Raw genomic sequence first — 19,872 nt, 5'->3', positions numbered from 1 at the left:
AATCTAACCCGTTACATGCGCCCGATATAAACCAAAACCAAGCCTAATGCCATGAGCACCAGACCAAATTTTCTCAAGGAACTGCTGGGTGAAACGATAATTCTACTGACCCAGGTCTTCATTTTGTCCGGAAAAGCAAAATAAGGCAATCCTTCAACGATCATTACCATTCCAATCACGCATAAAAAGAATTCCATTCGACGTTTGCCTCATAACTTTCCGCGCTGGAGAATTGCGCCACTATAATTTTTATAATGAAATTAAGCAGTTCTTTTCAAATTATCGGAATGTTCAAACTAGTATTTATAATATTTTCCGATCTCTTTTGTCAAAACAAATCAGCCACAAACATGATCGGCGATTTGAGCGCTGATGGCAGTTGGCGAAATTTTCATACAGTTGCGATCCCGGGCGGTTTTCTACGCTGGTATCATGTCTGCCAAATATTTTGAATAAAACCATTTTTATTTATATATCTGTTTGAAATCTTGAAGCGAACAAACCCCAGGCACCAAACGGTACATCACAAAACCCATCCAAATTAAAAATATAAATGATTCAAACATGTTTTGAATTTGATTGATTGCTTTTTGAAAACGATCAGGGATGTCACCTCATAAAAATCTGCTTGTCAAAAGGATTATTTTAATAGTACACATTTGACACTTTTCCTTCCAAGAACTTCCGCTGTTTGCATACAAAGTCGATCCTGGAAACGGCGATAAAGGAGCTTTGAAATGAAAAAAGCCGATATCCCGGTCGTAAAGCGATCGCTTTTTTCCTGGGTATTTCCCGGCAATGTCAAATTGCAAATTATACTGCTGGTCATCATCATCGTGATGGTTTTTGCCAGGGTATTGCCGCTGGAGATGCAAAAACGCATTGTCAATGAAGCCATCAATTTAAGAGATATTGATTTGCTGCTTTTATATTGCGGTATTTATCTGGTGGCTGTGATTTTTTTCAGCGGGCTTAAATACCTGACCAATCTTTTGCAAACCCTGATTACCCAGCGTGCCACCGCCAACATGCGCAAAGAGCTCTACCATCATATCCTGACCCTGCCGTTGGGCTTTTTTAGAAATACCCAGCCGGGCTCAGTAGTTAATTCACTGGTCACCGAGCTGGCAATGCCGGGTAATTTTGTGGGTATGGCCATTGCCGCCCCGGTGACCAACATACTCACGCTGTTGGCCTTTGCCGCTTATCTGTTCTGGCTAAACCCCCTACTGGCGGGGGTTTCCTTTAGCATTTATCCGATCGTCGTTTTTCTGGTACCGGTGCTTCAAAGAGGGGTTAACCGCGCCAACAAAAAACGCGTCGATGCGGCACGAACATTGTCAAGCCGCATCGCCGAATCCGTTTCGGGCATTCATGAGGTCCATGGCAACGGCGCTTACCGCATTGAAAATACGAAATATGACAGCCTGGTGGATCGCCTGCTAAAAATTAGAATCGTCTGGAGCTTATACCGATTCGCCGTTAAAACATCCAATGGTTTTTTTATCAGCCTGGGCCCCTTTATTGTGTTTTTGCTCGGCGGCTACCTAACCATCAAAGGTCAACTGCAGTTGGGCGCGCTGGTTGCCTTTTTATCGGCCCAGGAACGCCTGTATGATCCCTGGAAAGAATTGATTGAGTTTTATCAGGTTTATCAGGACGGTTCCGTGACCTATCAGCGCACCATGGAATTCTTCGATGTCATGCCCGATCATGCCATTGAGCCCGACGACCGCGAAGCATACGATCTGGAGCCCAGCGTTGACGTCAAAGACCTTTCGTTTGTCACCGACAGCGGCATTCGTCTGCTAGACGGCATCAACCTGCATTTAAATCCGGGCGAGCATCTGGCTCTGGTGGGTTTTTCCGGCAGCGGCAAAAGCACTCTGGCCCTTTGCATCGGCCAGCTCTATAAATATACCGGCGGCCACGTCTTGATCGGCGATAAAGAAGTTGCCGATTTGACGAAAAAAGACATGGTCAACAATATGGGCTTTGTGGCCCAGAGTCCTTTCATTTTTGATGGAACCATCGAAGAAAACCTGCTTTATTCCTGTAAGGCCAGAGTTGACGGTAACGGGCAAAGCGATACCGAACTGCCGACCCTGGACGATATCATTTCAGTGCTCCAGCAGACCGGTATATTTGTGGATGTCTTGCGTTTTGGCATGAATACCATTTTGGCCCACGATGAAAACCAGGATTTAGTTAACGTGATCATCCGGGTCCGTGAAAATTTCCAGCGCGATTTTGGCGAGGAACTGGCAGATTACGTAGAATTTTTCGATGAGAATAAGTATCTTTATTACTCCAGTGTGGCCGAGAATTTAATTTTCGGCACGCCAAATAAAAGCGAATTTGTGCACACCCGACTGAGTAGGAATCCCTATTTTCTGAACTTCATGAAGCAGGCCGATTTGACGCGCCCCTTGCTCAGCCTGGGCGCAGATTTGGCACGCCAGACGGTCGATATCCTCGGCAACCTTCCGCCGGATGCGGTATTCTTCGAGCAAAGCCCCATCAAACCGGATGAGCTTGACAAATTTAAGCTGGTAGTAGAAAGATTGAAGCGCAAAAAGCTGCACGAGCTGTCAGCTGAGCATCATGAGCAGTTGCTGGATCTGGCATTACGGTTTGTACCCGGCATTCATAAGATGGTGGCCTTACCTGCTTTTTTAGAAAATCTTATATTGGAGGGCCGGGCATTGTTTCGTGAAAAAATTTCCGACGACGATGCTGAAGCGATTACCTCTTATCAGTTGTCGGAGTATATTTATTCGCAGACCATCCTGAATAATATCTTTTTTGGGAAAACCAAAACAGCCAATCCCCAGGCACAGGAGAAAATCAATCAAAGCATTATCCAGCTTCTGATTGAAGAAGACCTGCTGGAAACCATTATAGAAATTGGAATGAACTACCAGGTGGGCGCCAAAGGCGACAAACTCTCCGGTGGCCAGCAGCAGAAACTGGCCATCGCCCGCGTATTTTTGAAACGCCCCAAGATTTTAATCATGGATGAGGCCACATCCGCGCTTGACAATAAGTCGCAGTCGCGGATTCAGAACCTGCTGGAGACCCGCTGGAAGAAAAGAAACACGGTTATCTCTGTAGTTCACCGCCTGGATACCATTAAAAACTATGATCGCGTGGCCGTCATGAAAGCCGGTAAGATTCTTGAAATCGGCACCTATGACGAACTGATGGCCCGGAAAGGAATGCTGTATGAGCTCGTCGGAAATAAATAATGCCAATCCGTCCAGCGAGTTAGAAGAAAATCTGGAAATCTTGCGGCAGACGTACTTTTTTTCAGGGCTGCCGCTTGAAACCCTTAAGATATTTGCTTATCTTTGCACCAGAGAAAAGTTTAAAAAAGAAGAATATATTTTCAAACAACATGAAGACGATGGACGCGCATTCTACCTGATCAGCGGCAATGCCAGTCTGGAGCGCAGCGATAACAGCAATGCCAGACAAATCAGGGACTGCAAAGCCGGTGAGTTCATTGGTAGCCTGACTCTTATGGGAGAAGTTCGCCGGCTCTTTTCCCTTAAAGCCACCGAAGACACCATCTGTCTTGTGTTGGAACGCGAAAAATTTGGCAAAGCGCTGCAACAATTTCCCGATATCATGCCGCGCATTTTCAAAGCCGTGGCCAAAAATATCAATACCTGGGAAGAGCGATTTTTGTCCGGTCGCGGTGATATGTGCGGAGAATGCCTGGAAAACCTGGGAGTCAGCCTTATTTGACCTGCATAAAAAAACTATTTTCAAGACCGGTCATTTTGCGCTACAATGGGCTCGTTGATCGACTGAGGCTATTTGCCTTAGAGGTAAACCTTCATGGCCAAAAATAAAATAAGCTTTAAACTTAAAAATAATTTATCCGAGTTGGATACCCTGTGCCAAAAGTTAGAAAGCTTTGGGGAGTCGATCGGTTTGTCGCCCAAGTTTATCTTCGAAACTAATTTAGCGCTTGATGAACTGTTTACCAATATTATCTCCTATGGTTATAATGACAAGAAAGTTCACCACATTACCGTTAAGATCGCTCTTGAGGATGGTGAACTCATCTTTAACATCGAAGATGACGGCATTCCGTTTAACCCCACCGAGGTTGATTCACCCGATCTGGGGTGCACAATTGAAGAATGCAAAATTGGCGGATTGGGGATTCATCTCGCCAAAAACCTAATGGATGAAGTTTGTTATCAGCGCTGTAAAGACAAAAACATTTTAACGCTTAAAAAAAATATCGAAGAGGCTCAACCCGCAAAAAAAAGGGTAAAGGGCTCAACTTAAAAAGCTGCAGACCGCAGCAACACAGCATTTATCTGCAGGACTTGAATAATGCTAATTTACTTATGGTGGTTGGGAGGAAAGTAAATGGAAATCATTGAAGAAAACCACGGCGGGATAAACATATTTAAACTCAACGGACGTCTTGATTCCAATACATCCCAAGGATTTGAGAAAAAGATATTTCAAGCCATCGATGATGGCTCCAAAAATATGATTATTGATTTCAAAGACCTTGATTACATTTCAAGTGCTGGTTTGCGCGTTATTCTCAAGGCCACAAAGGCACTTAAACGCGAAGAAGGCAAGATGATGCTGTGTGACATGCAGGATTACGTTAAGGAGGTTTTTGAAATTGCCGGTTTTGACTCTTTTCTGCCGATCGTAGGCACCATGGATGATGCCCTGCAGGGGTTTTAATCATTTTGCGGTTGGGTGCTGCCGCCAAGCATGTTTAACGCATTCCGATCAAACCCCGCCGCCCAAGCTCCCTTAAAAATTGAGTGACCGCCACCTCGGCCTCCCGGGGCTCAAGTTGATGGGTTGTGGCAAACGTATTGATCAGCTGCCGCACCGAAGCGTTTCCATCAATCAGGGCCCAGACCGACGTCCCCAATGCATCCAGTTGAAGTTTTCTACTCTGTATTTGCGCCTCAGACCCACCAAAACGCTTGGCCAGACCGGCAAAAAAAGGCCGAATCGTTACCGGATAATGGATAACCACCTCACCGCTGTCCAGTTGCTCTTCGCGTATCTGAAGATTTTTAGACGGAATTCGCCTCAGCGCTTCCGCCCGGCTGATGGATGGACGTTCCGGTTTTTTCTTAAATAATTTCATAATGGCTGCAGATGTGGTCCAATACCTTGGTGTCCAAGGGCCTGGTTCCTTCAGCGCGGACGCCCAGAATGCGATTTTTGGCTTTCAGATGCCAAAGCCCCAGCCAGCAATAGGATGCCTTGCGTTTGAAACGGCTCAGCCGTCGCTGCCAGTCAGCAGTTGGCGACGCGCTCCACTCAATCATATCATGTCCATCAATAGTTCCGGCAGCCGGTTCGGTGCGGCCAAAATCCGCGACCGTTTTTGCCAACTGCGCCAGACCCTGTTGTGCCAGTAAAACAGACGCCATAGACCAACGATACAGGATCACATGCTGGTTGCCCTCTGCAAAATCGAGCTCGTATTGACCGGCCTCAAAGCGATAGCTTTTCAATTCGTAGCTCTGGGGGATGAGTGCGCGAATATCGTACGCCGCCCACAGAATCTGACCGTCTGTGCGATGGTCCCGAAGGGAGCTTAAAATGTCGCGTATAGCAGTTTGATGGCCATTTGTGTCTTTCAAAAAAAATTGTACCAGAGCAGCCGTGCGGCAGGTCGGGCAATACAACAACACGCCCCGGCCTCGAGTTGAACGGGAATGCCAGGAGAATTCGCTGGCTTTAAAATCGGACAGGGCTTGGGCCCATTCAGAGGAGAGCGGCTCGGGCTTGACCGCTTTTCTGAGCTGTCTGTTTTGCAGAGCGGTTAATCGTTTGAGGTGGGTCGAATGGGAAAATTGGCCTTTAACCGGTGCCCATTTCATTTCCATTACCGGTCCGAATTCATCTTCGATGGACAAGTAGCGGATCCCGATCTGGCTGAGCTGCCAGTCGGCGGGGATTTTAAAGCGCATGCCGTACCAGGCGATCTCTTTCCATCGATTCTGCAATGCCCCTCCACTAACGCGGTATAAAAAGCTCCCAACCGCTATCTTGCGGTTTGACAGCCTTCCACTCGCGCTGTCGCAGTCTTTCCCGGTAGTCGAGTTGCTTGCGCTTATAACACAGAAGATCTTCTTCAATCAGGGTGCTATTGGTGAGCTTGACCGCATTGCCCTTTTTTTCCGCTTCATCCTTTGTGTTGTGCTGCAGGATCAGGCTGATGCTCTGGTTTTGCTGATTCGCAAAAGACCATTTCCAGGCATCCACAATTTTAAAAGGATCTCCCCGGTACTCATCGGGTTCACCGAATCGCTGTTTAAATCGTTTGAGCAATTTGTTGTAGAATTTTTTGCTGGAATCCGCGTATTTTAATTTGATCCTGACGATATGACCCGGTCGCTCACAGCTGCCAAAAGTAATTAGCCCGCTCTTAAATCCCTGGGTAAACTTGATCTCGACCTCTTCAAAATTTTCCGCATAACGCACCGGCAGGGCTGTATCCATTATTACCCGGTCTTCAAATTTTTTAATATCCTGATCCAGCACGAAACCGCCGATCTGGTTGGGCGCATCCGCTTGGGCCATACCGGCCAAACCAATAAAGAACACCGTCAGTACGACAACCCGAAATTTAATCATGGGCTCCTCTTTATCTGTTGAAAGGTTCAGCATCTGTTTATTATTATTTGGTTTTTATTTTGTTTTCAACTTTTTTTCTGCATTATTCTTTGGAGGGCCTGAATCTTACCCCAAAAAATAGCTTTGACGCTCAGGCGGGCTAATTTTACCCTGGCGCTATATCCATCGCTGAATACGGCCTGCTGCACAGCAGCATCTTTGGCACGGCCGCAGACCATCAACCAGATAATATTATTCATCATTTGTTTTTTGTTCAATGGCAACAACCGGGGGACAAAAGCCCAATTACGTGCCATTTTCTGATTCAGATGGTCCAAACTGGCCTCCTGCTCACTAATGTGACCGTCCTGGATCGCCTGGCGGGTTAACGGATATTCCGGAAAATACTGCAGCGAATAAAGATTAAACCGCAACGGTTTCGGCAATTTCAGCAAGAGACCAATGGTTTCTTTTAACGTTTGTTCGGTATCATAAGGGTTATCAATAATCAGATCATACCTGATTTTAACATCATATTGTGAAATTTGATGCGCCAGTTTCAATATTTCGGTATTTTTCCCCGGCCTTTTGAAAATCTGATTTCGAATATAATCGGACCCGGACTCGATGCCAAACTTGATGCGATGAAGACCGCATCGTTTTAACCGGGCGATCAAGTCCGGTTTGATGAGTTTGGGATTATACTGGACCTTGAACGGCAGACCGATCTGTTTGGGGTAGAGCGCTTCAAAATCGTTCAGCCAGGATTCATCTGTTCCGAAATTTTCATCATGAAATTCGACCTGCTCTTTTTTATTTCCGGGTATCGTTAAAATCTCCTGCATTTCAGCAATCACGTTGGCAGCCGACCGCCGCCGATTATAAAAGCCCAGACCCCGGTATAGCGGTCGCAACAGACTGTTGACGCAATAAGAACAGGAAAAAGGACAGCCCCGGGCAGGCATTGTTGCTAAAATGGGATCGACAATCGCCGGATCTTTACGGGATAAGTTATTGGATCCGATAAAATAAAAGGCATCCCGCGCATATGCCGGATAGGGTACGGAATCCAAATTTTGGATCAAGGGCCGCAGGGGATTTTTATGCCGCATACCGTTTTGGCGGATCCATAAATTGTCGATCGAATGATAATCTTTGCCGTCCCTTAGGCATACAACCAGATCCTCCAGGGCACCTTCACCTTCACCGATGCACACGATGTCAGATTGTTCGAGGCAATTTTCAGGCGATAGCGTCGGGTGAATACCACCCCACATCACAAGCGCAGAGGAATGTTCTTTGACAAGGGTGGTTAATTTTCGGGCGATCGGAACATAAGGCGAATAGACGCTGAAACCAACCATTTTGGGCTGAAGCTCAGCTATTTTCTCCTTGAATAATGCTTCCTCTTTAACGGTTGGCGGTGTTACTGCATTGGTGTAATGATTTTTAAAAAAAATAGTATGGGGTTCAACGCCTTCAATTTTTTCAAGGAGGGAATGCAGTATTCGAATTGGAAAATTCTGGTACCGATACAAAGCGACCAGAAGGACCGTTATGGGCTCAATGGCAGGATTCATGAAGATTATTTTATCGGAAATTATATTTTCAATACAACAGTTTGGTATGCTGTTACAGAATCAATATCTAACATGTTCTTTGTTTCTGATGCGTGCTGTCCGCTCGTCATTCCTGCGCAGGCGGAAATCCGGTCGGCCTAAAACTGGACTCCCGCTTTGTGCGGGAGTGACGATCATATTGCAAAATATGTTGGGACACAACATTAAACAGGTTTTTGATACCGCTTCTAATACGCCAGTCGACCTAATGATTTAAGGATCAGGGTAACCCCCATGGCAAACATACCGGTCAGCCCCATGCCGCAGGAAAATCCGGCCAACAAAACCGGCGCGTACTGGCGCCACATGGCTCCGTAACGCTTGAGGAAAAAAAAGCGTCCCAACAAGGCCCCGGCCACCTCAAGGAACATGGCATGCGGCAGGGTCTGGCCCAGTCCGCGTACCATACCATAGACCAGCATAATCGGAAGGCCAAAAAGGGTCAAAATTGTATAGGTAATCACCCCCAGCCCCAAACCGGCGATCACGTATACAATATTGAGCGCCTGGTAAAAAGCAGCATTGCCTTCCAGAGTTGAGCTTTGCATCAACAGCGTATTCAAGGCCTGCAGATGCCAGATTTCTTGAGCAAAGGGGTAGGCGCTGGAGGGGATGGGGGCCAATCGCCAGATAAATTGCGAAAACAGCAGGCTGGCCGTCATGACGATCGGAAAGACCACAATTTCAGACTTGATAATACCGCGAATGCTGGTGCCGGTCAGCTCGATTTGCCGAAAATTTACAGTGGCCTCACCGTAATTATGAATCGGAATGGGCGCATACCAGATCTCGATCCCCTGATAGCCGAAATATTTGGCACCTGCAATGAAGCTGATCTCTCGCACCAGCGGCAAACTGACAAATTGGCCGGCAATGCCTTCCATCCGGGCTGTAATGTAGGAGACGATCGGGGTGTAGATAAAGCCGTAAGCCAGAAAAAAAGGCCAGGGGAAATTTGGAACCAGCCACAGGCAGAGCAACACGTATGAAATGGTGGAAAAAACATAGATGCCGATGGAAATCCAAAAATTGAAATCCCCGCGACCCGGCGGCGGGCGGAACAGATCCCGCATCCGGCCCTTGGTGCCCTCGTGTTTGCCAAAGGATCGCAACACATGCCAGATCCCCACAAAAGCAATGGCCAGACCCAAACCGATACTGAAGCTCATGTAAAAATCGAAATTATTGGCAAACATGGTATCGACGGTTTCCATACCCGGATGCCAGCGGGTCAGGATCCCGTTCTTGTACAGGATCGGGTTGGCCACAATCGTAATGATGATTCCCACCAGTCCACCGATCACCGCCCAGAAGGGCAACACCATACCGATAAAAACCAATCCCAGGTCCAGTTGAATTCCGGTGGCAACCGCCGGCAGCACCCCTTCGGTATGACCGGTCAGCTCAACCCAGGGAATGGGAATCAGTCGGATCGGTTCCATAAGGATGAGGCCCGATACAGTGGGCAGCAACACATAAATCGCCCCAAAAGCCAACCCCATAACACCGCCGATGGAAAAGACCCGCCATTTCCAGCTTTTCTTCTTATCCTCGGTGGACTCTGCCAGAGCCATCGTTCCCAGTGCTGCCACCGGCGCCATGGGAAATGGCAGTTTTTCGACATCGGATGTAATACGAAATAGCGCGTATCCCAGCCCGAACTGATCGATGCGCTGAATGATCTGGGTACCTACCAGCAGCAGAATGGGTATCAGCCAGTCACGGTGGAAAAAGGTGCGCTCCACCAGTGAAGCGGATTCCGGGGCCGGCGCTACCCAGGTGGGAATAAACTCGGTAACCCCCAGCATCCGGGCGGCGTCGGACTGCACCAAATATTGATTCCACAACAGGCCCTGAAAGGGCGTCGACAACGCCGCTCCGGCCATATAATACAATAAGAATATTTCCTGTTGTTTGAGTTCGCTGTAAGAGCGTTTCGCCAGTTCAGCAAAAAGGATGATGGTGACCCAGCGCGCCGCGGGCCCGATACCGGTGCCAATAACCAGCTGTAGATACATGCTGCCGGGCATCATCAAAAAACCGATAAAAATGGCCCCGACCACCGTCTTCCAGTCAAAACCCTCATCAAACTCGGTCGGGGTTTCCAGCAGATCTCGATATTCTTGCAGTTCTTTATCTTCGTACATGGAGAGATTCCGTTATTTGTTATTGGTTATTGGTTATTGGAAATAAAAATAGTAAGAATACCGCATCTACGAATAACAAATAACTATTAACCAATAACTGACGTTAGTCAGGTAACACCAGATAACTGGAATAGCTAAAGAGTCCGATGATGGCCCAGGTGCCGGCCATAAAAAAATCACCGATAATCAGTCCAATAAAAAAGTTCCGCAGTTTTTTAAACAAGCGCACTCCGCCATAACGCATGCACAGGGCATTGCAAGCCCAACCGATAAAAAAACTAAACCACAGAATGCGCATGGCAGAGCTGTAAGCGGTCAGGTAGCCAATGGGGTGAATCGGCCACCAGTAAAAACGATGATAGCAGATGACCAAAACCAGCATGACCACTGCACCGGTAATCGAAAAAATCATCACCCACTCACCCGGTTTAACCGGTGATTCAACCAGGCTGTAAACATTATCATAAAGGGCCACCGTGGTCCGGGTGGCCCAGTCCAGTTGCAATTCGCGCATGCCGAATTTGTAACTCAAAGCCAGCATGGCCAGAAACGAAATCAGCACACCGGCAACCAATGTGACGGCAATGCCCAAAAAAATCAATCGATTATTGCGCGTTTTATCGGTGATTTTGCGGGTATGCAACAATGAGGGCATGAGCGATTCCCGCAAATCAACAAACAGCACTTTCTGAATAACAGCGGCCACCACAATACCGACACTGGTGAAAAACTTGGGCCCGAAAAAAGCCATTAATCCGTCCATCGGCGCAGCGGTTAAGGTAAAATATGCAATCCCGCCCTGGCAAATGACGCGCACCGCAACCAGTGTAAACATAAAAAAAGCAAAGACCACCATGAAGGAAAACAGCAGCGGTATGCCGAAATAATGACACCAAAAAACGATTGCCAAACTTCCCAAAACAAATCCCCAGAAGGCAAAACGGGTCGATATCCATTCTGTTTCCGGATGGTCATCTTTTTTGAAGCCAACCCCATAGCGCACAATTTGAATAAAATGAAAGCGTGCCAGCCAGGCCAGAAACAGGAAAAAAACGATATAGGCACCAATCATTTGTGTCTCTTCAGGGCGCGAGATGGTGGGACCAAAGGTGACACCCAGGGCTGCCGCCGGAATATTTAATCCCAGTACGCTCAGCAACCCAAACAGCAGGATCCCCAGGATGAAAAAAACCCAGAATGAAAACGAAATTTGTTTGGAGGTTAAAAAGGCGAAGCCGATAAACGCCGGATATATGTATATTTTTAACTTGAAAAATCCGGACAGAAGCCCAAACTTCGGAAAATATTTACCGGCCAGAATCAGGGTCGGAATTTGGGGGATGGACGGATTGTAAAAGGCCAGCCCATTGAGCAGATGCAGGCAAACCGGGACCATCAGGCCGGCTATCAGGAAACGATTGGTAAAGAACTTGCCAAGACGGCTGCTGTCAAGAGCCTCTTGCATGATAAGTGGTACCCGTAACAGCGGAAAGTTCATGCGTTCATTGTAGAGGGGCTGTTTGCTTAACAGGTTAATGATGCACACCATCACAAAATAACACAGCAAAACAAAAATCGTCCAGGTCACCAGGGGGGTTAACCACGCATCCCAGGGGATCTGCTTAAGGACGTCAAACCAACCCAGTTGCCGCCCTCCCGCAAGACCGTTGTAAATACCGGCGACGGCATCCCGGCTTTGGGGGAACCAGCTTTCGGGCAAAAGCGGATGAAGCACTTCTGACCAGCGGTTTTCAACCGTGGCAAAATGAAAAGGAGCGGTAAGGTTGATAAAGAAAGTGCGCGCCAAACCCGTCCAGGCGACTCCGGACAACAGCATCATCAGGGCCCAGGACACCAACAGCTCTTTGCCGGTCATCAATTTGCGACCTTTGAAAACCCAATGTAATCCGGCCGTCATGACCATCAGCCATACCAGAATATAAAATGGTGCCAGCGGGAAATGACCACCGCCCAGAGGTGTTGCCTGGCGAAATGCATTGTTAAAAGGTGTAATTAAACAAATCACCAGCGCAAAAATCGACCCCAGCACAATGGCCCGTAAACGGATTTTTTCTCCGATTTTTTCCCCCTTAACGTCCGAGGGCTGAGGTTCATTGGATGCGGGTTGCTGATTTTCGGTCATTATCTCTGTTTCCTGACTAAACTTTCATATCCAACGCGCACGATAATTGATTGTTTGTATCACTATGGCGATGTTGTGCACCACGAAGGGCATGAAGTTCCACGAAGATGAAAGATAAGCTTGTGTTTTTCATTTCCTGTTTATCGTGATCTTCGTGGTAAAACTTATGCACGTTAACATTATGATCTTCAATTCACCACAAAGAACACGAAGCGGCACGAAGATTAATGCAAGCTTTCTTGTTTTTCACTTCGAGTCCTTCGTGAGCTTCGTGGTAGAATATATATTCACGAAACCCCGTTGGGCGATATTTAGCTTGATTCGATTCCCATTTCTTTTTCAGCTTCGGCCAGCAATTGCTCATAGTGCTCCTTGGTCGACTCCTCAAATGACCGCCAGAGCAGCAGTTGTTTGCGGACATTATGCAAAAATCCTTTATTGATTCGATGCCAGGCATTGGCCTCGCCAGACTCCCTTGTCAGGCGCACCTTGATCTCTAAAAACCCGGGCTCGTCGGCTGCCGGGCAAAATTGAAATTCGACTTTCTGATTGATGCCGAAATCAAAAGGTGCCAGCCAGACGCTGGCCCACATCTGCAGGCAGGCGTCGTATTCACAGCGTTGTTCCGGGCAGTCTTCAGCGTCTCCGGTTAAGCCGGGCGCCGTCTGGCAGATAAAACCAAATTCGATATCACCCGTGGAAAACAGCCCATGGGATACGTCCAGGTGCCCCTGGAAATATTCCAGCAAAAACCCGCCGATACTGCGATGCTCTGCATAACTCATGTAAAATGGCAGTGTTACCTCGAGGCTATTTCCCTTTGCCTCGGGAAGCGTCCAGGCCCGGTTGACATCCGGAATGGCAATTTTACCGGCCACCTTGGACGGGTAAAGGACAGACACCAGCACAACGATGATCACCAGTACCATAGCGGCCACACCGGCCCAGGAAGAGTAATTGACCGTTATGCCGGACCACAGCGCTGTTTCGGCAAACAATTTGGCCGACGTCTGCGCCAACAGATACCCAAGCACCACGCTGATAACGGCCAGAGCCATCGCCTCGGCAATAAATAAAAACGATACATGCGAGGGCGCCAATCCCACAGAAGTATAAATGCCGATTTCACGCTTGCGCTCATAAACACTACCGATCATGGTATTTAAGACGATAAACACCGAAATGATAATCGGGATGATAATGTTGGGCACACCGCTGTATCGCATGGTATCGCTGGCATGATAAAGATAGGTGCCATCGGGCTCTCCGCTGAAGAGCGACAAACCAAAGCGATCCACCAAATTCTGTGCTTCATTTTGAATGGAGATGTTCGCCTGCGGAACAATGGCCACGCCTTTTAAATGCCCCCCGGCCGCCAGAAGACTGCGATAGGGCATAATCATGGTCAGATCACCGGGGATGTGTTGGTAGCGGCTTTGAAATTCTCGCACATCATCACCGGATTCCATGGCCTCGAGCTCTTCTTCGGTCATCTCGCCAGAGACTTCACGAGGAAAAGTGGCCGGCGTCAGCGGTTCGCCGTCCAGGTCGGTTCGCTGCTGCAGTTGTTTGCCCGAAAAAACGCCCACAACTTCAAAGGGCATACCCCACATGGTAATCACAGCCCCCTGCGGATTTTGCGCATCGATACCCAGGCTCCGAGCCATGCGTTCGGGCAACAGGATGGTGTTGAGTTCATTTTCAGCCAGCCAGCGCCCGCCAATCAAAATTTTGTCGAGACCTGAAACATCCGGCTCCAGATGTGAAAGACCGACCAGCCCCTGGGCTTCAAAGGATCGGCCATTGTAATAAACCGGAATTCGCGTCGTGCGCGTTCTGTCCGCATCCTCCAGCCAGACCCGCGGAACGCTGGTTCCTTTTTGGGCGAAATTATTGCTGATGGATTCGAAAGCCTGAGGGGGCAAATCGCGCCAGTTGACATTTTTTAACAAAAATCCCTTATAGGGTGCCGTCGGTTCATACAGCAGCCGGGCATGGTGCCGCATGGACTTGACGGCCGTAAAGCTCATAATGGTAAACGTTAAAATAATCAGGGTTGCGCAGGTTAGTGCAGTCCGCAAACGTCGCCGTCTCAAATTGCTAACACCCAGCAGAAAGGCCGCAACAAAGGCTTTCCAGCGCCCGAGTTCTTCAGACTGGATCAGTTTGGCGCGGGTTTGCAGCTGGGTCATTTCGCCTTCAAAACGGAAAAAGATGATCAGCGTCACCATTAAAGATAACCCCATGATGAAAAAGGCGAGTATGACCACCATGGGGCTGTAGGCCAAGCGAAAGGCCGGATGCACATTGTAGATCAGCGCAATTAACAATACGAGAATGATGATAAAGGCAATAATGCGCTTGTAAATATTGGCATAACAAAACAAAAGACGTTCCATACAAAAAGCAAACGGAACAAAAAGAGCGATGTAAAATAACACTCCGTAAAGAACGTCTTTCTGGGTTTTTTCCACATCCTCATATACCCGCGTGGCCAGTGCCCACGAGCGCATACTGGCCTCGGATGCCCGATCGTATAATTTGTCCTCGAAAGCCGTTTGGGCGGTCTGTAACGCTCCCAGGCCATCTTCCTGAAGTGAGCGGATGCGCTCGTTGAATATCCCGCGCTTTTCTAAATTGGATATGCGCGGCTCCAAAAGGGTCCACATGTCTTTGGCCACGCGGTAAGCCGTGCGGTGCAAAAAGGGCGTCTGGCCCACCATAAATCCGACACCGGTGGATTTATCCTTGCTGGCATTGGTCAGAACCAGTTTATTGCGCAGCACCGTATCGGACAGGGTTAACTTTAACGGGGTGCCCGGCTCCAGAAAGGTGGTCGATATGGTTGATGCATTGGTGTAATCCGAAATCCAGGTGTCGAGCCGGCTCATAAACCAGCGCAGCGGATCGGATTCGCGGCGCCCGTCAATAATCTTGACCTTGCTCAGATGACGGAATGTTCGGGGTTCCAGCAGGTTAAAAAAAGTGATTCCGTTGCTGGCAAACATCACCAGATCAGTTTCCATTAACCGCCGGTACATTTTCACGCGATAAGCGACTTTGCCGGTTTTCTTTTTATCGATGGTCCAGACAATATTGCCGCTTGCAGGATCAAATTTATAGCCTTCAAAAATGATTTTATGATAACTGTGCTTTTTATCCGCTAACCCCCTGAGGTAAAAACTGCCCAGATGATCAACCATCACATAAAAGCGTGCCGGGCCCTGGTAGCAAAGCAACACGGTTCCCGGTGCCGGTTGATCGGCAAACAGTTCACCGTGCCGCAAAAATTTAGCCCTTCCGATAATTGCGGAATAGCCAAAGCGGGGAAAAATTTCATCATGCAGTTTGGGGACTTGCGCCAGATGCTTAATCAACCGACAGACGACTGCGCTTTGTTTGAGGGCAAAAGCCGTATCCACATTTTCAGGGGTATCATACGGTGTCCCCCAGCGCGCTCTGGCATCATGGGTGGTCACAAAGGTCAGCCCGTGGATGCCGCCCAGCGCGGTCAGCTCTCCGCCCAGCGGCGGCTTGTCAAGAAAATAGCTTTGCCATGAGCGTTTACGACTGGGGCGCAAGCTATCTTTATACATACCGACGATGCCCAGCTCTTTTTCTATTCGCGATGCCCCCTGGCTCAGGACCTCATCTAAGGTGCTGTAAATCGCGGTGCGGTTAATCCGGGGCCTAAACGGAAAAGCCCACCCATAGTTGAAGGCGCCGAAACCGTCGCCCCGACTGGACAGGTGCAAAGATAGGGCTGCATCCAGGTCATAGGCTCTTACCGCGCTTCTAAAGGCACGCGCGTCACCGATCTCTCTGGCGTGTCGGCGCACATCGGATAAAATGGCCTTCTGGTCGCTAATGGCTTTGGGAATGAGTCCGGCAAGTGCCTGGCGATCATCAGCGTTCAAATCCGAAAAATCAGGACTCCACATCAGGCGCCTGAGCGTCAGTCTTTCATCGGTCAGGTTCTGAATTTGCTTTGCGCTGGCCCTGGTCTCCTGCTCCAGCCGCAGCTGCATCAGGCGGCGTGACACCCTGTCGGCTTCTGTTTTTAGGCGTTGGTCGATGGCGTTTTTCAGTATTTTGCCGGTCTCCTCATCCAGGGCTTCGTTTTTGGCCCCTGGATCGACCGAAAAGTTTTTTAACAGTTTAAGCGTCTTGCGCTTTTCTTTGACAAGCGCCTTAAATGATTTTTGCAATTTGCGCATGTCTTTTGACCTGGCGGAGATGCTCCAGATCATTTCGCGAAAACCTGCCAGGGTCTGGGCATGCCCGCTGCTGGCAATCAACAGCACGGATCGTTTGGGCGGATGTTTCTTTAAAAAGCGTGCCAATTCAAGCAGGGTGGCAATACCCACCGCTTCATCGGCACCCGGCGATAGCCCAGCGACGGTGGCGGTGCTGTCGTAAAAAGCCTCCACCATGACCAATCGCTCCTTTAGGTTTCGGTCAACACCGTCGATAAAACAGTAAATATTTTCCGAACTCACCAATTGCCAGCGCGTCTGGGAGACCAGTCGGGCTTCGGCCGCAATCTGACCGTTGGGTGTCTTTTCAAAATCGCCGAACACCTCCCTGGCGCGCGCCAGCGACACCCAGAAACGCGGAAATTGCAAAGGAGACAGTTCAAACTTTTCTTCAAATAGCGATTTGGTTGAATTTCCACGATCAACGTAAATGATTGCCCGCGCGCCTAAATTGGCAGCATTCAGCCAATTTTTTCCTGAATCCAATTCCATTATTAGGATTGAATTTGGGATTTGTTTGCCGTTTAATTCGGCCAGCTCACCGCGACCGGCATAAATCAGCGGGCCTGAAACTCCGGGCGAGGCAACCGTTTGCGGCGTCACGGCATTGCCAAGGATGGGGTTCAGTTCAACAGGGCGTTTTTGGTCTGGCAGGGTTAACTGGCTTTGGGAATGCTGAATGACCGGCACTGAAAATCGGTAGGATCCCACATTCTCGTATCCCAGTTTTTCAAATCTCTCTTTAAGATAAAGGGCTGCAGCCGCATTCCCGGCAGTTCCCGTGCTGCGATCTTTCAACTCGGCAAGCCGGCTGATGACGTCGCTGAAGGCATCCGGCAAATTATTTTCGGTCACTGCATCTGCCGCGGGGATCCACAGCAAGCTGCAAAGCAATATAACAAATGCAAAAGACCATTTTACTGCTCGCCGCTGGCTGCTGGCAACTGGCTTCCGGCCGCTCGTCTCTGGCTGCTGGCTACTGGCAGCTGGCTCCTGGCTGCTGGCTACTTGTGCCTGGTTGTTGGAATATGGCATTCCCGTCCCCGGCGCAGGATTCGTGTGTTTATGGTTCTTTGATATGCAGTTAAAAAACATATTGCTGAAAATCCATGTACAATAAATTTTCGTATTAATTGCCTAAAACACGATGCTAGGAGCAGTCTGCCAGCAGCCAGTGAACAGTGGCCAACGGCTAAATGCTAATGACGGGTATCGATCTTGCCGATCGAAATTGACAACTCTTCGCGATCTTCAATTTTGTCAACGGTGCCATCCCGTATCCAGACCACCTGATCGGACACATTGAGCATCTTAAAATCATGGGTTGCCGATATTACCGTCACATTGCGATCCTGGCTCAAGCGTTTCAGCAAGGCAATAATTTCTTCTCCGGTGGTCAGGTCAAGGTTGCCGGTGGGCTCGTCCGCCAGAATAATGGCGGGGTCATTGGCCAGGGCTCTGGCAATGGCCACGCGCTGTTGCTGGCCGCCGGAAAGTTCAAAGGGTTTATGGCTGAAACGGTCACCCAATCCCACGAGCTCTAATAATTGCAATCCTTTTTCGACCGCAGCGTCATTGTTCATCCCGGCAAACACCATTGGCAAAGTTATATTTTCCAGGGCGGTCATAACCTGAATAATGTTAAAGGTTTGAAAAATATAGCCGATCTTGCGGCAGCGCAGCCAGGCCAATTCGTAGGCATCCAGTTGGGCGATATCCACCTCATCGATAAATACCTTACCGGAAGTCGGCTTATCTAGACCGCCGATCATATTAAAAAGGGTGCTTTTGCCGGATCCGGAGGGACCCATAATTGAAATGTAATTGCCGCGCGCAATCTCAAGATTTACCCCCTTTAATGCCTCAACCTCAACTTTTCCCAGTTGAAACGTTTTAAAGACATCGGTCACACGCACGATATTGGTTGATTCTGCCATAATACACTCCATACAGGGCGCACGGCACAGGGCCCAGGGCGCATGTTATGTCTTGTCTGAGGCCTCGTTATGTTATGCCTCAGCCCTGCGCCTTTGGCCTTGTGCCGTGCACCAATTGTTATTGCTCCACCCGCATGGCCTCAACCGGCTGCATTCTGGCGGCCACAATCGCCGGGTAAAAAACACCGATCAAACTCAATATACACCCCACCGCAACAGCAATGGCAAATGAAACCATCACCGCCACCCAGGATACAGCGCTCAAAGCAGCCGGGCCAAATCGCAACAAGGCGCCGATCAGGGCAAACAGAGCCCCTGCCAGCGCACCCGCACCTGCACCCGCCAGGCCCTGCATGCCGGCTTCGAGAATAAACAGTCGTAAAATGAATCGATCCAGAGCCCCGAGGCATTTCATCGTACCAATTTCGCGAAATCGCTCGGTTACCGCCATAAGCTGCGCATTGACGATGCCGACCACACAAACCATCAGCGACAGGATGATAATCCAGCGCTGTTTCGGGCTGGCACCCACATTTGTATCTTCAGGCCCGATATCATAGCCGGCGCGAATAACCGCCTGACGCATTTGGGGTTCCTGGGTCGCCAGCAGCCCATTGGCCACATCGTTGCTGACGCGCACAAAGCTTAAAAAGGAAACCGCCAGCACCAGACTCATGGTGGTGATCAGGGATCTGAAGAATCGGACTTTTATGCTTTTTAGTGAAATTTCAAGGGATTTGGCAAATGGCAGAGCAATCTGGCGGTCAACGCTTTGGGGAGATTTTTTACCAGTCAAAGGGATTTGTTGCTCAGCCATGTTTGCAACCTTTTATCCGGCAAGACAGCGACAGGTGATCGATTAACATTGATTCAACTCGGTGAAGTGGCAATGAACACAATTAACCCCTTGCCGGCAAATTGGCAATGGTTAATTTCGCTTTTTAGAATCTGCGCCATCGTCACAGAAGACAGTGACTTCACGTCTCACGATTCAAGGGAAACGCATTTTATAAATCGGATGCATTTAATATATAATAGGCAGTAGCTGTATCATAAAAGACTTTTTTAGTAAATAGGAATGGTTCCTGATAAATACAACGATTTTTTATTGAAAACAACCTCTTGGCCCATAAAGGATGTCGTCAGAAAGCATGC

General features: G+C 48.7%; 14 protein-coding genes. 4 read left to right on the top strand and 10 right to left on the bottom strand.

What is annotated here, in order from left to right:
- Nucleotides 1-11: 11 nt before the first annotated feature.
- Nucleotides 12-197, bottom strand: a complete 186-nt coding sequence (locus tag QNJ26_16450) for a DUF2065 domain-containing protein (protein MDJ0987134.1) — start codon at nt 195-197, stop codon at nt 12-14.
- A 540-nt stretch (nt 198-737) separates the two neighbouring features.
- On the opposite strand from QNJ26_16450, the gene QNJ26_16445 reads away from it, so the two are divergent.
- The 4 genes from QNJ26_16445 to QNJ26_16430 all read left to right on the top strand — a co-directional run bounded on the left by QNJ26_16445 (nt 738) and on the right by QNJ26_16430 (nt 4,719).
- Nucleotides 738-3,248 (top strand): ABC transporter ATP-binding protein/permease, encoded by a 2,511-nt coding sequence (locus QNJ26_16445; GenBank protein MDJ0987133.1) that lies wholly within the window; start codon nt 738-740, stop codon nt 3,246-3,248.
- Entirely contained in the window at nt 3,226-3,750 is a 525-nt protein-coding gene (locus tag QNJ26_16440) for a cyclic nucleotide-binding domain-containing protein (protein ID MDJ0987132.1), read from the top strand. The genes QNJ26_16445 and QNJ26_16440 overlap by 23 nt, the downstream gene beginning before the upstream one ends.
- A 93-nt stretch (nt 3,751-3,843) precedes the next feature.
- Complete coding sequence (locus tag QNJ26_16435) at nt 3,844-4,302, top strand: ATP-binding protein (GenBank protein MDJ0987131.1); 459 nt, start codon at nt 3,844-3,846, stop codon at nt 4,300-4,302.
- Nucleotides 4,303-4,386: 84 nt separating this feature from the next.
- Complete coding sequence (locus tag QNJ26_16430; protein ID MDJ0987130.1) at nt 4,387-4,719, top strand: STAS domain-containing protein; 333 nt, start codon at nt 4,387-4,389, stop codon at nt 4,717-4,719.
- 34 nt (nt 4,720-4,753) lie between these two features.
- Here the strand turns inward: QNJ26_16430 and QNJ26_16425 are convergent, their stop codons facing one another.
- The 9 genes from QNJ26_16425 to QNJ26_16385 form a co-directional block, all read right to left on the bottom strand.
- Entirely contained in the window at nt 4,754-5,137 is a 384-nt protein-coding gene (locus QNJ26_16425) for a PqqD family protein (GenBank protein ID MDJ0987129.1), read from the bottom strand.
- Nucleotides 5,124-6,005 (bottom strand): hypothetical protein, encoded by an 882-nt coding sequence (locus QNJ26_16420; protein MDJ0987128.1) that lies wholly within the window; start codon nt 6,003-6,005, stop codon nt 5,124-5,126. The genes QNJ26_16425 and QNJ26_16420 overlap by 14 nt, the downstream gene beginning before the upstream one ends.
- A gap of 10 nt (nt 6,006-6,015) precedes the next feature.
- Entirely contained in the window at nt 6,016-6,636 is a 621-nt protein-coding gene (locus QNJ26_16415) for a hypothetical protein (protein MDJ0987127.1), read from the bottom strand.
- Nucleotides 6,637-6,701: 65 nt separating this feature from the next.
- Entirely contained in the window at nt 6,702-8,195 is a 1,494-nt protein-coding gene (locus QNJ26_16410) for a cobalamin-dependent protein (GenBank protein ID MDJ0987126.1), read from the bottom strand.
- A 227-nt stretch (nt 8,196-8,422) separates the two neighbouring features.
- Entirely contained in the window at nt 8,423-10,381 is a 1,959-nt protein-coding gene (locus QNJ26_16405; protein ID MDJ0987125.1) for a peptide transporter, read from the bottom strand.
- A 103-nt stretch (nt 10,382-10,484) separates the two neighbouring features.
- A complete protein-coding gene (locus tag QNJ26_16400) occupies nt 10,485-12,524 on the bottom strand; it encodes a hypothetical protein (GenBank protein MDJ0987124.1) in 2,040 nt (679 codons plus the stop codon).
- A gap of 311 nt (nt 12,525-12,835) precedes the next feature.
- The gene (locus QNJ26_16395; protein MDJ0987123.1) at nt 12,836-17,815 is read right to left on the bottom strand and encodes a M28 family peptidase; all 4,980 of its coding nucleotides are present in this window, start codon (nt 17,813-17,815) and stop codon (nt 12,836-12,838) included.
- Between the two features lie 164 nt (nt 17,816-17,979).
- Entirely contained in the window at nt 17,980-18,717 is a 738-nt protein-coding gene (locus QNJ26_16390) for an ABC transporter ATP-binding protein (protein ID MDJ0987122.1), read from the bottom strand.
- Nucleotides 18,718-18,835: 118 nt separating this feature from the next.
- Nucleotides 18,836-19,534 (bottom strand): FtsX-like permease family protein, encoded by a 699-nt coding sequence (locus QNJ26_16385; GenBank protein MDJ0987121.1) that lies wholly within the window; start codon nt 19,532-19,534, stop codon nt 18,836-18,838.
- Nucleotides 19,535-19,872 lie beyond the last annotated feature (338 nt).

Source organism: Desulfobacterales bacterium (assembly GCA_030066985.1).
Lineage (GTDB): Bacteria > Desulfobacterota > Desulfobacteria > Desulfobacterales > JAHEIW01 > JAHEIW01.
The sequence above is the reverse complement of the archived record's forward strand: the minus strand, read 5'-3'. Positions and strand labels throughout refer to the sequence as shown.

Coding starts and splice junctions, on each gene's coding strand:
- QNJ26_16445 (MDJ0987133.1), top strand. CDS start 738: ATGAAAAAAGCCGATATCCCGGTCGTAAAGCGATCGCTTTTTTCCTGG.
- QNJ26_16400 (MDJ0987124.1), bottom strand. CDS start 12,524: ATGACCGAAAATCAGCAACCCGCATCCAATGAACCTCAGCCCTCGGAC.
- QNJ26_16450 (MDJ0987134.1), bottom strand. CDS start 197: ATGGAATTCTTTTTATGCGTGATTGGAATGGTAATGATCGTTGAAGGA.
- QNJ26_16435 (MDJ0987131.1), top strand. CDS start 3,844: ATGGCCAAAAATAAAATAAGCTTTAAACTTAAAAATAATTTATCCGAG.
- QNJ26_16405 (MDJ0987125.1), bottom strand. CDS start 10,381: ATGTACGAAGATAAAGAACTGCAAGAATATCGAGATCTGCTGGAAACC.
- QNJ26_16395 (MDJ0987123.1), bottom strand. CDS start 17,815: ATGCCATATTCCAACAACCAGGCACAAGTAGCCAGCAGCCAGGAGCCA.
- QNJ26_16430 (MDJ0987130.1), top strand. CDS start 4,387: ATGGAAATCATTGAAGAAAACCACGGCGGGATAAACATATTTAAACTC.
- QNJ26_16440 (MDJ0987132.1), top strand. CDS start 3,226: ATGAGCTCGTCGGAAATAAATAATGCCAATCCGTCCAGCGAGTTAGAA.
- QNJ26_16390 (MDJ0987122.1), bottom strand. CDS start 18,717: ATGGCAGAATCAACCAATATCGTGCGTGTGACCGATGTCTTTAAAACG.
- QNJ26_16415 (MDJ0987127.1), bottom strand. CDS start 6,636: ATGATTAAATTTCGGGTTGTCGTACTGACGGTGTTCTTTATTGGTTTG.
- QNJ26_16385 (MDJ0987121.1), bottom strand. CDS start 19,534: ATGGCTGAGCAACAAATCCCTTTGACTGGTAAAAAATCTCCCCAAAGC.
- QNJ26_16410 (MDJ0987126.1), bottom strand. CDS start 8,195: ATGAATCCTGCCATTGAGCCCATAACGGTCCTTCTGGTCGCTTTGTAT.
- QNJ26_16425 (MDJ0987129.1), bottom strand. CDS start 5,137: ATGAAATTATTTAAGAAAAAACCGGAACGTCCATCCATCAGCCGGGCG.